Raw genomic sequence first — 15525 nt, 5'->3', positions numbered from 1 at the left:
GAATGCCTATATTTTGCGCAATTCAATATTTGCTTGATTTTTCGGCCGATCTCACGCATTCCAGACCAGCAAGATTGACACCCTCGTGAACGGAATGCTGACTGCCAGTGGCAACGCCTCAACCTGCCAAGCCCAGCCTCAATGTGCTGGTTATCGATGAGAACAGCATTCGGGCCTCCATCATCGAACTGGGGCTGCGCGAGGCCGGATATCAGCGGGTGACGGTCGTCGACGACATGAATGGTCTGGCGCGGCGCATCGAGGAGGTTAATCCCGATGTCATCGTCATCGATATCGAAAACCCTAATCGCGACATGCTTGAGAGCATCTTTCAGATTTCCCGGGCCGTGGCACGTCCAATCGCCATGTTCGTCGACAAGTCCGATGAGGATTCCATCATTGCCGCAGTTGATGCCGGTGTGTCCGCCTATATCGTTGACGGCCTGAAAAAGGAGCGGGTGAAGCCGATCCTCGAGATGGCCGTCAGCCGTTTCAACGCCTTCAACCGCCTGCAGCGCGAGCTGGCGGACGCGAAGTCGGCGCTTGAGGAGCGCAAGGTTATCGATCGCGCTAAGGGCATCCTGATGAAGATGCGCGGCCTGTCGGAAGACGAGGCCTTCGTGCTTCTGCGCCAGACCGCCATGAACGAGAAGAAGAAGATTGCCGATATCGCCCAAAGCGTCATCACGGCCGCCGGGCTATTGATGTGAGTGTTGGCGCCTATCATATGCTTGATGTCCGGAGGAAACCGGGATGGACAAGATCATGACCGACAATGCCAGCAGCGGCAGCCTTGCCGCACCGACAAGCACGGCGACCGAAGGCTCGAGAACGCTGCGCGCCGGCTTCATCCCACTTGTCGATGCCTCGGTCCTGATCGCAGCCGCGGAATTTGGCTTTGCCGCCAAGGAGGGGTTGACGCTCGACCTCGTCAAGGACGTTTCCTGGGCCAACGTCCGCGACCGCCTGGCGTTTCGCCAATTCGATATCGCCCATATGCTGTCGCCCATGCCGGTCGCCTCGGCGCTGGCGCTCGGCTCCAACCCGTCGCCGACGATCACACCCTTCTCGCTCGGGCGCGGAGGCAATGCGATCACCATGTCGACGGCGCTCTTCGAACGGATGCAGCAGGCGGCGGGGCTTTCCGAAACACCGACCGCGCTCGAAAGCGCGCAGGCGCTGGCAATGGTCGTGCGCGAGATGAATGCGGACGGCGAGCCGATGCCGACGCTGGGCATGACCTATCCCTTTTCCTCGCACAATTACGAATTCCGCTATTGGCTCGCGGCCGGCGGCATCGATCCCGACAATGACGTGCGGCTGGTCGTGGTCCCGCCACCGCTGACTTCGGACGCGCTTGCCGCCGGCGCCATCGATGGCTTCTGCGTCGGTGCGCCATGGAACATGATCGCCTCCGAGCGCGGCGTTGGGCGAATTGTCGCCGCCAAGCAGGATATCTGGCCGTCAGCGCCGGAAAAGGTGATCGGCATGCGTCCGGACTGGGCGGAGGCCCATCGCGACACCGTTTCCAGGCTAATCGTTGCGCTTGATGCCGCCGCCCGCTGGTGCGACCGCGTCGAAAACCACGATGCGCTGGCGCAGGCGCTCGCCGACCCGCGTTACATAGCCGCCCCGGTCGAGATAATCCGCCATGTGCTGGCCGGCGAGTTCAGCCTTGACGCCAAGGGCAATCGTCGCGTGATCGATGATTATTTCCTTTTTCACGGCCGCTTTGCCAACTATCCCCGCCCCAGCCAGGCGCTCTGGATCTACAGCCAGATGGTGCGCTGGGGGCAGGCCGAGATGTCGCTGAACAATGCCAGGGCAGCGGCCTCCGCGTTTCGTCCCGATCTCTACCGGGCGGCACTCGGCCCGGATAGCGCCCCTGCCGATGCCGACATCCGCATCGAGGGAGGCATAGACGGAGACCGGTTTATGGACGGTCACGTCTTCGATCCGTCGCGGTTCGCCGACTACGTTTCGGGCTTCGCGGTCCGTAGCGTTCAATCGCCACCGAAGGGCCCGGACGACCACTGATTGTTTGTTGCTGTGCACAAATAGCTTGCACACCGGAATGCCGTCACGATGGCATTCGCACAAAACATTGCCATCAGAAAATCGAGACGAAAAATTGAGCAGATAAGCATCTGCCGATTTTACGCTTTATTTTCAATTGCATAAAATCGCACTTTAGAACTGGCACACCGTTTGCTTTTCTTAAACCGCACCGGTCAACGGCGATCGGGGCGAGATGAGCGCGCGATAAGCGCTCGCAAAAGACATCGACGTCGCAAGGCCTTTGTAGTCCGGGATCCTCCCTCCCGATGACGCATCCGCCGAGCGGCGTTTTTTTATTCCCCAAACTCCGGCCAGCACCAAGCAGAGGGAACCTGCGCAATGAGCAAGATAATCACGACCGGCATCACACGTCGCGGCATATTGAAGACCGCGGCAACCGCAGCCCTGATCACGGCGGTGCGTAGCGCCTTCCCGTCAGGCGCCTTCGCCGCCGGTGCAGGCCCCGAGGTGACGGGCGCCAAGCTCGGCTTCATCGCGCTCACCGATGCCGCGCCGCTCGTTGTCGCGCAGGAGAACGGTCTGTTCGCCAAGCATGGCATGCCCGATGTCGAGGTCGCCAAGCAGGCGTCCTGGGGTGCCACGCGTGACAACCTTGTTCTCGGCGGAGCCGCCAACGGCATCGACGGCGCGCACATCCTCTCGCCGCTCCCCTATCTCATGCACACCGGCAAGGTGACGCAGAACAATCTGCCGGTGCCGATGACCATTCTCGCGCGGCTCAACTACGACAGCCAGGGCATCTCGGTCGCCAAGGAATATGCCGATACAGGCGTGCAGCTGGACGCCTCAAAGCTGAAGGCCGCTTTCGACAAGAAGAAGGCCGAGGGCAAGGAGGTTAAGGCGGCCATGACCTTCCCCGGCGGCACGCACGACCTGTGGATCCGTTACTGGCTCGCCGCCGGCGGCATCGATCCGGACAAGGATGTATCCACGATCGTGGTACCGCCGCCGCAGATGGTGGCGAACATGAAGGTCGGCAACATGGACGTCTTCTGTGTCGGCGAGCCCTGGAACGAACAGTTGGTCAACCAGGGTATCGGCTTCACGGCGGCAACGACCGGGGAACTCTGGAAGGGGCACCCGGAAAAGGCGCTCGGCATGCGGTCGGATTGGGTCGAGAAGAACCCGAATGCCGCCAAGGCGCTGCTGATGGCCGTGATGGAAGCCCAGCAATGGTGCGACAGCATGGAAAATAAGGAAGAGATGTCGGCGCTGCTCGGCAAGCGCCAGTGGTTCAACGTGCCGCCGAAGGACGTGCTCGGCCGCCTCAAGGGCGACATCAACTACGGCAACGGCCGCGTCGCCACCGGCACCGATCTCTACATGAAGTTCTGGGCCGGCGGCGTTTCCTATCCCTTCAAGAGCCATGACAGATGGTTCCTCGCCGAGAATATTCGCTGGGGCAAGTTCGCGCCGGATACCGACATCAAGAAGCTGGTTGACGAGGTCAACCGCGAGGACATCTGGCGCGCCGCCGCCAAGGACCTCGGCGTCGCCGCCGCCGACATCCCGGCATCGTCCTCGCGCGGCAAGGAAACCTTCTTCGACGGCAAGGTCTTCGATCCCGAAAACCCCTCCGCCTATCTCGACAGCCTGACGATCAAGGTCGCGTCCTGATCCGTGCCGCCGGCGTGGACCGCGCCGGCTCTTCCATCCCGCAGAGGAGCGTAGAATGCCCGCTTTGGCCAAGAAACAAACAATCGCGACATCGGCAACCGCAACGAACACCGCAACTATCCTGCCGCTCGCAAGGCGCCCGGCGGCAAAGATCAACATCACGAAAATCGCGGCCGTGCTTGCCCGTAACGTCCTGCCGCCGCTCGTCGTGCTCGCCATCCTGCTTGGCGTGTGGCAGGTGCTCTGTTCGTCGCCAACCGCCTCGCTGCCCTCCCCACATCAGGTGTGGCAGGAGAGCTTCGACCTGATCGCTTACCCCTTCTTCAACTATGGCTCGCAGGATATCGGGCTTGGCTGGCGCGTGCTGATCTCGCTGCAGCGCGTGGCTTACGGCTTCGGCTTGGCCGCAGTCGTCGGCGTGATTGTCGGCGCCGTCATCGGCCAGTCGGTCTGGGCGATGCGCGGCCTAGATCCGATCTTTCAGGTGCTGCGCACGGTGCCACCCCTTGCCTGGCTGCCGCTCTCTCTCGCCGCTTTCCAGAACGCCAACCCTTCGGCGATCTTCGTGATCTTCATCACCTCGATCTGGCCCGTCATCATCAACACCGCCGTCGGTGTGCGCAACATCCCGCAGGACTACCGCAACGTCGCTCAGGTGCTGCGGCTGAACCAGATCGAGTTCTTCTTCAAGATCATGCTGCCTTCGGCCGCCCCATACATCTTCACCGGCCTTCGCATCGGTGTCGGCCTCTCCTGGCTAGCGATCGTCGCTGCCGAAATGCTCACCGGCGGCGTCGGCATCGGGTTCTTCATCTGGGATGCGTGGAACTCGTCCCGCCTGCCCGACATCATCGTCGCGCTTGCCTACATCGGCGTCGTCGGCTTCGCGCTCGACAAGCTGGTGGCGGCAGTCGGCAAGCTGATCACCCGCGGCGCTTCGGCCAATTGAAGGGAACGACCATGACCGCCTATCTCAAGCTCGACCATATCGACAAGCATTTCGACCGGGCCGGCGTGCGCGCCGAGGTGCTCAAGGGCATCAACCTGACCATCTCCAAACGTGAGTTCGTCTCGATCATCGGCCATTCCGGCTGCGGCAAGTCCACCCTGCTTAACCTCATCGCCGGCTTGACGCCCGTGTCCTCAGGTGCCGTGCTGCTCGAAAACCGCGAGGTGAATGCTCCCGGCCCCGAGCGCGCCGTCGTCTTCCAAAACCACAGCCTGCTTCCCTGGCTCACCGTCTACGAAAACGTCAATCTCGCCGTCTCCAAGGTATTCAGCAACTCCAAGAGCAAGGCCGAGCGCCACGACTGGGTGATGACAAACCTCGATCTCGTGCAGATGGCCCACGCCAAGGACAAGCGTCCCTCCGAGATATCCGGCGGCATGAAGCAGCGTGTCGGCATCGCCCGGGCGCTCTCCATGGAGCCTAAAATCCTGCTGCTCGACGAGCCATTCGGCGCGCTCGACGCGCTGACGCGCGCCCATCTGCAGGATGCAGTCATGGAGATCCATGCTCGCCTTGGCAACACGATGGTGATGATCACCCACGACGTTGACGAGGCCGTTCTGCTTTCGGACCGCATCGTGATGATGACCAACGGTCCGGCAGCCAAGATCGGCGAAGTCCTCGACGTGCCGATCGCGCGCCCGCGCAACCGCATCGAGCTTGCCTCCGACCGAACCTACCTCAAATGCCGCGAAGCCGTGCTGAAGTTCCTCTACGAACGCCACCGCTTTGTCGAAGCCGCGGAGTAACCCCATGTCAGAAACGCGCATCGAAAAACTCGTGATCATCGGCAACGGCATGGCGCCCGGGCGCATGCTCGAGCACTTATTCGAAAAGGCGCCGGGCCAACATCAGGTCACGATCTTCAACGCCGAGCCGCGCGTCAATTATGACCGCATTATGCTGTCGCCGGTTCTATCTGGTGAAAAGAGCTACGAGCAGATCGTCATCCATGGCGACGGCTGGTACATCGATCACGGCATAACGCTCTACAAGGGCCACAAGATCGTCGCCATCGATCGCGATGCAAAGACGGTGACCTCGGACCACGGCGTGACGGAGAGTTATGACAAGCTGGTGATCGCCACCGGCTCCGTACCCTTCATCATCCCCGTCCCCGGCAAGGACCTGCCAGGGGTCATCACCTATCGCGATCTCGACGACGTGCAGGCCATGCTTCTGGCGGCGCAATCACGCGAGAAAGCGATCGTTATCGGCGGCGGCCTGCTTGGTCTGGAGGCGGCTGCTGGTCTCGCGCAGCGCGGTATGGATGTGACCGTGCTGCATGTGATGTCAACGCTGATGGAGCGCCAGCTCGACCCCGCCGCCGGCTATCTACTGCAGAAGGCCGTCGAGGAACGCGGCATCAAGGTCATCACGAAGGCCAACACCAAGGCGATTATCGGCAACGGCAAGGTCGAGGGGATAGAGCTCGACGATGGTCGCATCATTCCGGCAAGCCTTATCGTCATGGCCGTCGGCATCCGCCCGAATGTTGGCTTGGCGAAAGAGGCCGGCCTTGCGGTCAATCGCGGCATCGTCGTCGATGACGGCATGCGCACGTCGGATGGCGATATTCTCTCGCTCGGCGAATGCGCCGAGGTCGGCGGCATGGTTTATGGCCTCGTCGCGCCGCTCTATGAGATGGCCCGCATCGCCGCCTCGCACCTCGCGGGCGATACCTCGCCGGCCTTCGTCCATTCGGACACACCCACAAAACTGAAAGTCACCGGCATCGATCTCTATTCGCTTGGCGACTTCGCCGACGGCGACGACCGCGAGGAGATCGTGCTGCGCGATGCCACCGCCGGCGTCTACAAGCGCCTGGTGCTGAAGGACAACCGTATCATCGGCACTGTTCTTTACGGCGAGACGGCCGATGGCGCATGGTTCAACGATCTGAAGAAGAAGCAGACCGACATCACCGAGATGCGCGACACGCTGATCTTCGGACAGGCTTACCAGGGAGGATCGCCGCTGGACCCTATGGCGGCCGTTGCAGCCTTGCCGGATGATGCGGAAATCTGCGGCTGCAACGGCGTATGCAAGGGGAAAATCACCTCGACCATATCGGCCAAGGGGCTGACGTCGCTCGACGACGTCCGCGCCCACACCAAGGCGTCCGCCTCCTGCGGTTCCTGCACCGGGCTGGTCGAACAGCTGATGTCGCTGACGCTCGGCGACAGCTACAACCCGGCCGCCGTGACGCCGATGTGTACCTGCACCGAACTCGGCCATGACGACGTGCGCCGCCTGATCAAGGCCAAGGGTTTGAAAACGATCCCCGCCGTCATGCAGGAGCTCGAATGGAAGACCTCCTGCGGCTGCGCCAAGTGTCGCCCGGCGCTTAATTACTACCTCGTCTGCGATTGGCCGGACGAATACGCCGATGACTACCAGTCGCGCTACATCAACGAGCGCGTCCACGCCAACATTCAAAAGGACGGCACATATTCGGTGGTCCCGCGCATGTGGGGCGGCGTGACGAACGCAAACGAATTGCGCGCCATCGCCGATGTCGTCGACAAGTTCGAGATCCCAATGGTGAAGGTCACCGGCGGCCAGCGCATCGACCTGCTTGGGATCGAGAAGGAAGACCTGCCGGCGGTCTGGGCCGATCTCGGCAAGGCCGGATTCGTTTCCGGACAGGCCTATGCGAAGGGCCTGCGAACGGTGAAGACCTGTGTCGGGTCAGATTGGTGCCGCTTCGGCACGCAGGATTCCACCGGCCTCGGCATCCGCATCGAGAAGTTCATGTGGGGCTCCTGGACGCCGGCCAAGCTTAAGCTCGCCGTTTCCGGCTGCCCGCGCAACTGCGCGGAAGCGACATGCAAAGATATCGGCGTCATCTGCGTGGATAGTGGCTTCGAGATCCACTTCGCGGGCGCTGCCGGTCTCGACATCAAGGGCACCGAGCTTCTCGGCCTGGTGAAGACCGAGGACGAGGCGCTGGAGCACATCGTGGCGCTGACGCAGATGTACCGCGAGCAGGCCCGCTATCTCGAGCGCATCTACAAATGGGCAAAGCGCGTCGGGCTGGAGGAAATCCGCCGCCAGATCATCGGCGATGCCGACAAGCGCAAGGCCTATTACGACCGCTTCGTCTTCTCGCAGACATTCGCTCAGGTCGATCCCTGGTCGGAGCGCGTCTCCGGCAAAGACAAGCACGAATTCAAGCCGATGGCGACGATCGGCTTCCCCCAGGCAGCGGAGTGAGGCGATGGATATGAACTGGATCTCGATTGGCGACATCTCCGACATTCCGCTGCGTGGCGCGCGCTGCGTGAAAACCCCTCAGGGCAAGATCGCCGTTTTCCGCACGGCGGAGAACGAAGTTTTCGCGATCGAAGACCACTGCCCGCACAAGGGCGGGCCGCTGTCGCAGGGGATCGTGCATGCCAAGGCGGTCACCTGCCCCTTGCACAATTGGGTGATCTCGCTGGAAACCGGCAAGGCTCTGGGGGCGGATGAGGGTGAGGTGCGGACCATTCCCGTGAGGAACGAGAATGGGACGCTGTTTATCGCGTTCGAGAGCTTGATGATGGCGGCGGAGTGATTGGCTCATGGTGGAAATGGCACCCCCCTCGACACCCGGAGAGGGCACCCCCATGCCCGGTGAAACCAAAACCACCTGTCCCTATTGCGGCGTCGGCTGCGGTATCATCGCAACGGTCGCCGATGATGGCGCAGTCTCCGTCAAAGGCGATCCCGACCATCCGGCGAACTTCGGACGCCTGTGCTCCAAGGGGTCCGCGCTCGCCGAAACCATCGATCTCGACGGACGCCTGCTCTATCCCGAAATCGCCGACCAACGAACGGATTGGGACACCGCCCTTGATCTCGTCGCCGACCGCTTCTCAAAAACGATTGCCGAACACGGGCCGGATTCCGTGGCACTTTACGTTTCCGGCCAGCTGCTCACAGAAGACTATTACGTCGCCAACAAGCTGATGAAGGGCTTCATCGGCTCCGGCAATATCGACACCAACTCCCGCCTTTGCATGTCGTCCTCCGTAGCCGGCCATCGACGCGCTTTCGGCGCCGATACGGTTCCCGGCGTCTACGAAGATCTCGAACTGGCCGACCTCGTCATCCTCACCGGCTCCAATCTTGCCTGGTGTCATCCTGTCATCTATCAACGTATTGCGGCAGCCAAGGCAGTGCGCCCGGGCATGAAGGTCGTGGTCATCGACCCGCGCCGAACAATGACATCTGACATCGCCGACCTGCATCTGGCCATTCGTCCCGATAGCGACGTTGCGCTGTTCACGGGCCTTTTCGCGCACGTCATTTCGGCCGGCGCAATCGATGAGAACTATGTGGCGGAGCATACCAGCGGCTTCAACGAAGCCTTCGCAAAGGCCTCGATGCTTTCGTCCAGCGATGTATTGGAGCAGACCGGCCTGCCGGCCATGCAGCTGCGCGAATTCTACCGCTTGTTTACGGCGACCGAGAAAGTCGTCACATGCTACAGCCAGGGTGTCAACCAATCCTCATCCGGCACCGACAAGGTCAATGCAATCATAAACTGTCATCTTGCCACCGGCCGCATTGGCCGGCCTGGCATGGGACCCTTCTCTCTCACCGGTCAGCCGAACGCCATGGGCGGTCGCGAGGTCGGCGGCCTCGCCAATATGCTTGCCGCCCATATGGCGATCGAAAACGCCGATGACCGCGATCGGGTCCAGCGCTTCTGGCAGTCATCTGTTATCGCGCAAAAGCCCGGCCTGAAAGCGGTCGACATGTTCAGTGCTGTCGCGGACGGGCGCATCAAGGCGCTTTGGATCATGGCGACCAACCCAGTGGTCTCCATGCCCGACGCCGATGCCGTCGAAAGAGCGATCAAAGCCTGCCCCTTCGTCGTCGTCTCCGATATCCTGCGCGACAGCGACACCACGCGCCATGCCCATGTCCTCTTGCCCTCCCTCGGCTGGGGCGAGAAAAACGGCACGGTCACTAACTCCGAACGCCGCATCTCGCGCCAGCGCAATTTCCTCGACACGCCTGGCGAGGCCCGCGCCGACTGGTGGCAGTTGACCGACGTCGGACGCCGCATGGGCTTTGACGGCTTTGGCTACGGCTCGCCGGCGGACATCTTTGCCGAGCACGCGGCCCTCTCCGCGTTCGAAAACGACGGCAGCCGGGATTTCGACATCGGATCCTATGCGGGGATCGATGAGCAAAGTTACCGCCTGATGTCGCCATTCCAATGGCCTGCCAAGCGGGGAATTGCCCCCATAAGCGTTAGCAGCAAGCGCTTCTTCGCCGATGGACGCTTCTACCATCCTGATGGACGCGCGCGTTTTATCGCCGTCGAGCCCACCATCTGCGATCGAACCAATCCCGAGTTTCCCTTCACGCTCAACACCGGCCGCATTCGCGACCAGTGGCACACGATGACGCGGACGGGCAAAAGCGCCCGGCTTTCGTCGCACATCGCCGAGCCCTTCGCCGAACTGCATCCGCGCGACGCGATCGAGATCGGCGTCGGCAATGCCACGCTGGTCGAAATCGAAAGCCCTCACGGCAAGGCAATCGTGCGAGCGCTGATCACCGAGCGGCAGGCTCGCGGCAGCATCTTCGCGCCCATGCACTGGAACGATCAGTTCGCTGCCAAAGCTCGGATCGATGCCGTCGTCGCGCCGATCACCGATCCGGTATCCGGCCAGCCGGCCTCGAAGAACGTTGCGGTCACGGCAGAGCCTTTCACCGTTGCATCCTATGGCTTCGCCGTTTCGGCAGCCAAGCCTGAGGGACTTGATACCCGATATTGGGCGCTGGCGAAGGCCGACGGCGGCTGGCGGCTCGAATTGGCTGTCGATCAACAGGTGGATGATTGGTCGCTCTGGTGTCGCCGAACATTTGCCATTGCCGAGGAGATAGAGCCGCTTGGCTACGTGGATCGGCAATCCGGGGACGTCAGACTTGCCTTCTTTGAAGGCGACCGGCTTCTCGCCGCCCTCTTCATCGCCCGGCAACCGGTTGCCGTCGCGCGCAACTGGGCAATCGCGCAACTCGTCGCGTCGCACGACCAACCGCGCAAGCGCTTCGCGCTGGTCGCCGGTCGCCCTGGCGCCGACATGCCGGATCCCGGCGCCACCGTTTGCTCTTGCCTTGGCGTCGGCGTCAACCAGATCATCGCCGCTGTGGGCGGCGGTTGCCATAGCGTCGAGGCGGTCGGCGCGCAAACCAAGGCCGGAACCAATTGCGGCTCCTGCCGCGCGGAAATCAGGGGGATCATCGATGGATGTCTTGCAGCAGCGGCGGAATGACAGCCCGGCCCGCATGGAGCCGCTCTCCAAACTTCCGGTCTTCTGGGCGCTGGAAGGCAGGCGCGTCGTGGTGGCGGGCGGCACGGATGCGGCAGCATGGAAGGCCGAGTTGCTGGCAGCCTGCGGGGCTTGTGTCGAGATATTCGCCGAAGACCTCAGTGACGCATGCGCCGCTCTCGCCGCACACAAGCCGGAGCATCCATCCGCAAGCGTCTACCACCACCAGCGCGAATGGCGGGAAGCGGACCTCGAACACGCCGCTCTGGCGATCGGCGATTGCGAAGATGGCGACGAAGCCCAGCGCTTCTTCGACGCCGCACGCGCGACGGGGGTCCCCGTCAACGTCATCGACAAGCCGGATTACTGCCAGTTTCAGTTCGGCTCGATCGTAAACCGCTCGCCGGTCGTCGTCGCCATTTCGACGGATGGCGCTGCCCCGATCCTCGCCCAGGCGATCCGTCGCCGGATCGAAACCTTGCTACCGCAGGCGTTGAAGGGTTGGGCGGGATTGGCGCAGGCGTTGCGAGATCAGATCAACGAACGGCTGGCGCCGGGGCCCTTGCGCCGCGCGTTCTGGGAGAAATTCGTCGATCGCGCCTTCTCGAGTTCGGATACGCCGGAGGAGGTCGTCGGCGGGCTTCTTCTTAAGGAAGCCGAGAGGCTTCGCGGAGCGCCCGCCCTCACATTTCAAGGCCGGGTTACGCTTGTCGGCGCCGGTCCCGGAGACGCAGAACTGCTGACACTGAAGGCGGTGCGGGCCTTGCAGGCAGCCGATGTGATCCTGTTCGATGATCTGGTCTCCACTGAGGTGCTGGAGCTTGCCCGCCGGGAGGCAAAGCGCATGCTCGTCGGCAAGCGCGGCGGTCGCACAAGCTGCAGCCAGGAAGATATCAACGACATGATGGTCAAGCTCGCCAAGGCGGGCAAGCGCGTCGTCCGTCTGAAATCCGGCGATCCGATGATCTTCGGCCGCGCCGGCGAGGAGATCGCGCATCTGGACCGAGGGGGTATCCCCGTCGATGTCGTCCCCGGCATCACGTCGGCAAGCGCGATGGCGTCCCGTCTCGGCATTTCGCTCACCCACCGCGATCACGCCCAATCCGTGCGCTTCATCACCGGCCACTCCCGCCATGGCGGCCTGCCGGAGGATGTGAGTTGGGCAAGCGTCGCCGATCCGCGTACCACCACCGTGTTTTACATGGGCGGCAGGACGGCGACGTTGATTGCCGAGCGGCTTATCGCAGAAGGGCTTTCGCCTTCGACGCCGGTTATCGTCATGAGCGATGTTAGCCGGGTCACGCAGCGTGACTGGCGCGGTCCGCTTGAGGAACTCCGCGAGGGCATTGCCATCATCGGTTACGATCAGCCGGTGCTGATCGCCGTCGGATCGGCACTCGCGGCACGTGAAATGGCGAACCAGAATGGCAATCAGCAGAAGCTGGACCTGCAACGTGAGGCCTGCTGATCAAGCGCCTTCGAAGATGGTTGCAGAGATTGACACCGGAGGACGCTCAATTTCAGGCTAGCCGCGAGATGTAACTTGACTAATAAACTCATAAAATAATAAACGGGGTCAATTCCAAGGGAGTGACCCAAAAATGCGCCTCGCTGGCAAAATCCACGCACTAGCAGCAGCCCTCTTCATGTCGACCGCCTTGCCGGCCCTGGCCGATACCGTCACCATCAAGGATGTGACAGGGCGAAGCGTCGAGGTGAACACGCCCGTAAAGCACATGATTCTCGGCGAAGGCCGGCAGATCTACTTCCTCGCCGCGCTCGACAAGGAGAACCCTTTCGAACACGTCGTCGGTTGGCGCGACGATCTACCGAAGGCGGATCCAGAATCCTATGACGCCTATCTAGCCAAGTATCCCGAAATCGCCAAGCTGCCGACATTCGGTGGCATGAAGGATGGCACTTTCGATATCGAGCAGGCCGTGGCGCTGAAGCCCGACGTCATCTTGATGAACATCGACGCCAAGACAGCGACGGAAGAAGCAGGCTATATCGAAAAGCTCGGCAAGGTCGGCATTCCCCTCGTCTACGTGGATTTCCGCGAGAAGCCGATGGAAAACACCGAGCCAAGCATGCGCGTCATGGGCCAGTTGATGGGCAAGGAGGCGGTCGCCGAAGATTTCATCAAGTTCCGCGCCGACAGCATCAAGCGCGTGACAGATGTGATCGAGAAGAACAATCCGAAGAAACCTGTGGTCTTCGTGGAACGTGCCGGCGGCTATTCTGATGATTGCTGCATGTCTTTCGGCAACGAGAACTTCGGCAAGATGGTCGAAATCGCCGGCGGCATCAACATGGCGAAGGATATCATCCCCGGCACATTCGGAACGGTCAATCCCGAGCAGGTCATCGCCTCCAACCCGGATCAGATCATCGTGACCGGCGGCAATTGGGATAAATACGTCCCGGGCGGCGCCTGGGTTGGTGTCGGTTACGGCGCGGATCTCAAGGAAGCCCGCCGCAAGCTTGAGGCTCTGACAAAGCGTCCGGCCTTCACCGGCGTCAAGGCCGTTGCCGACGGCAATGTGCATGCCATCTGGCATCAGTTCTACAACAACCCCTACCAGTTCGTCGCGATACAGGAGATGGCGAAGTGGCTGCATCCCGATCTCTTCACAGACCTCGATCCTGAAGCGACTTTCAAGGAACTTCACGCCCGCTTCCTGCCGCTGGATTACAAGCAGGGTTACTTCGTCTCTCTGAAGGAGATGTGAGAATGGCTGTGAGTGCCATCGAGACATCGGCAACGGGGCGCGTGCAATATCGCGCCCTTGCTTTGCGCCGCATCCTGATCCTGCTTGCGCTCACTATCGCGCTATGTGTCAGCATCGCGCTCGATATGGCGCTCGGTCCGGCCAACTATTCGCTATCGGACGTGCTTGCAGCACTTGCTAATCCGAGTGCGGTGGCCGCGCAACTTCGGGTGATCATCTGGGATATCCGCATGCCGATCGCCCTGATGGCGGTCACGGTCGGGGCATCGCTGTCGGTTGCCGGCGCGCAGATGCAGACCATCCTCTCAAACCCACTCGCAAGCCCGTTCACGTTGGGAATCTCGGCCGCGGCGAGTTTCGGCGCGGCGCTCGCGCTGGTCGGCGGCGTCTCGCTGTTTCCCGGCGCCATCCAGTACATGGTGCCGCTCAACGCCTTCCTGATGGCGATGGCCGCGGCGCTCTTCATTCATTTCGCCTCGACAATGCGAGGTGTGAGCGTCGAGACCATCGTGCTGCTCGGCATCGCGCTGGTCTTCACCTTCAACGCAGCCTTGTCGCTGCTCGAGTATCTGGCCTCCGAGCAGGCGCTCGCAGCGGTGGTGTTCTGGACCATGGGCAGTCTGACCAAGGCGACATGGCCGAAGGTCTGGTTCACGGCGAGCATCCTCGTAGTGACCGTCCCCTTGTTCATGAAGGATGCCTGGGCACTGACCGCACTACGGCTCGGCGACGACAAGGCGGCCAGCATGGGCGTCAATGTGCGGCGCCTGCGGCTGCAGACAATGATGATTGTCAGCCTACTCGCCGCCATCCCCGTTTCTTTTGTCGGCACGATCGGCTTCGTTGGGCTGGTCGGTCCGCATATAGCGCGCATGGTCGTCGGCGAGGATCAGCGCTTCTTCTTGCCGGGGGCCGTTATCTGCGGCGCGCTTCTTCTGTCCGTAACATCGGTGGTGAGCAAAATGCTCATTCCAGGCGCCATCCTGCCGATCGGCGTGATCACGGCGCTGGTGGGCGTGCCGTTCTTCTTCGTCCTCATTTTTAGCAACAGGAGACGCGCATGGTAGCGCTCGCGCTAAAAGGTGTCGGCGCGACCTATGGTCGGGTCAAGGTTCTCCAGGATGTCGGGATCGACGATCTTCGCGGCGGCAGCGTGACCGCGATCATCGGGCCCAACGCGGCCGGCAAGTCCACGCTCTTCAAGCGCATCGCCTCGCTGATCAAGGGGCCGGGGCTGGTCGAGCTTTCCGATACCGAGGCCGGTCCGCGAACGATCTGTTACATGCCGCAGGACACCGGCGCCAATGCGGTTCTGACAGTCTACGAGTCGGTCTTACTGTCGGCAAAGCAGGGCAGCGGTTGGAGGGTTGCCGACGAGGAGCTGGCGGCAATCGACCGGCTATTGAAGGCGCTGCGCATCGACGAACTCGCGTTTCGTGGGCTTGGCGAACTTTCCGGCGGCCAGCGCCAGCTGGTCTCGCTTGCCCAGGCGCTCATTCGCAATCCGGAAGTCCTGCTCATGGACGAGCCGACCTCGGCGCTCGATCTCCACCGGCAGGTAGAGGTTCTGGACTTCATCTCCGCCACCGCCAAGCGCGATGGCATGATCATCCTCATCGCGCTTCACGATCTAAATCACGCACTGCGCTATTGCGAGAACACCGTCGTCATCAGCAACGGCAAGATGGCGGCGAGCGGCAAGACCAGCGACGTGATCACCAAGACCATGCTGCGCGATATCTACAAGATCGACGCTCGGATCGAACACTGCTCGCAGGGAACGCCGCTGGTCATCGTCGACGGCGCGATCTGATGGGTT

At 61.8% G+C, this 15525-nt stretch carries 12 protein-coding genes; all 12 read left to right on the top strand.

Going from position 1 to position 15525, the window contains the following annotated elements:
- Positions 1–107 precede the first annotated feature (107 nt).
- The 12 genes from AC1DOG_RS06070 (at position 108) to AC1DOG_RS06015 (ending at position 15519) form a co-directional block, all read left to right on the top strand.
- Positions 108–710 (top strand): ANTAR domain-containing response regulator, encoded by a 603-nt coding sequence (locus AC1DOG_RS06070; protein ID WP_112943240.1) that lies wholly within the window; start codon positions 108–110, stop codon positions 708–710.
- A 55-nt stretch (positions 711–765) separates the two neighbouring features.
- Positions 766–2037: a CmpA/NrtA family ABC transporter substrate-binding protein gene (locus tag AC1DOG_RS06065; RefSeq protein ID WP_477927081.1), complete on the top strand. Its 1272-nt coding sequence runs from the start codon at positions 766–768 to the stop codon at positions 2035–2037.
- 360 nt (positions 2038–2397) lie between these two features.
- Positions 2398–3696: a CmpA/NrtA family ABC transporter substrate-binding protein gene (locus AC1DOG_RS06060; protein WP_112943241.1), complete on the top strand. Its 1299-nt coding sequence runs from the start codon at positions 2398–2400 to the stop codon at positions 3694–3696.
- Between the two features lie 55 nt (positions 3697–3751).
- Positions 3752–4645, top strand: coding sequence for a nitrate ABC transporter permease (ntrB, locus tag AC1DOG_RS06055; protein WP_112819797.1), 894 nt, complete (start codon positions 3752–3754; stop codon positions 4643–4645).
- 11 nt (positions 4646–4656) lie between these two features.
- Positions 4657–5454, top strand: a complete 798-nt coding sequence (locus tag AC1DOG_RS06050; RefSeq protein ID WP_113168152.1) for an ABC transporter ATP-binding protein — start codon at positions 4657–4659, stop codon at positions 5452–5454.
- 4 nt (positions 5455–5458) lie between these two features.
- Positions 5459–7921, top strand: coding sequence for a nitrite reductase large subunit NirB (gene nirB / locus AC1DOG_RS06045; protein ID WP_477927059.1), 2463 nt, complete (start codon positions 5459–5461; stop codon positions 7919–7921).
- 4 nt (positions 7922–7925) lie between these two features.
- Positions 7926–8261, top strand: coding sequence for a nitrite reductase small subunit NirD (gene nirD / locus AC1DOG_RS06040; RefSeq protein ID WP_112943244.1), 336 nt, complete (start codon positions 7926–7928; stop codon positions 8259–8261).
- 52 nt (positions 8262–8313) lie between these two features.
- On the top strand, positions 8314–10977 hold the full coding sequence (locus AC1DOG_RS06035) for a nitrate reductase (protein WP_477927058.1): 2664 nt from the start codon (positions 8314–8316) through the stop codon (positions 10975–10977).
- Complete coding sequence (cysG, locus tag AC1DOG_RS06030; protein ID WP_477927057.1) at positions 10949–12442, top strand: siroheme synthase CysG; 1494 nt, start codon at positions 10949–10951, stop codon at positions 12440–12442. The genes AC1DOG_RS06035 and cysG overlap by 29 nt, the downstream gene beginning before the upstream one ends.
- Before the next feature lie 133 nt (positions 12443–12575).
- Entirely contained in the window at positions 12576–13706 is a 1131-nt protein-coding gene (locus tag AC1DOG_RS06025) for an ABC transporter substrate-binding protein (protein WP_113168156.1), read from the top strand.
- 2 nt (positions 13707–13708) lie between these two features.
- On the top strand, positions 13709–14773 hold the full coding sequence (locus AC1DOG_RS06020) for a FecCD family ABC transporter permease (protein ID WP_162725051.1): 1065 nt from the start codon (positions 13709–13711) through the stop codon (positions 14771–14773).
- Positions 14767–15519 (top strand): ABC transporter ATP-binding protein, encoded by a 753-nt coding sequence (locus AC1DOG_RS06015; protein ID WP_112943248.1) that lies wholly within the window; start codon positions 14767–14769, stop codon positions 15517–15519. The genes AC1DOG_RS06020 and AC1DOG_RS06015 overlap by 7 nt, the downstream gene beginning before the upstream one ends.
- The last annotated feature ends 6 nt before the right edge of the window (positions 15520–15525 follow it).

The sequence above is a fragment of the Rhizobium sp. 01N48 genome (assembly GCF_056399145.1).
Note: the sequence above shows the minus strand (reverse complement) of the source record. Positions and strands in the feature narration are given on the sequence as shown.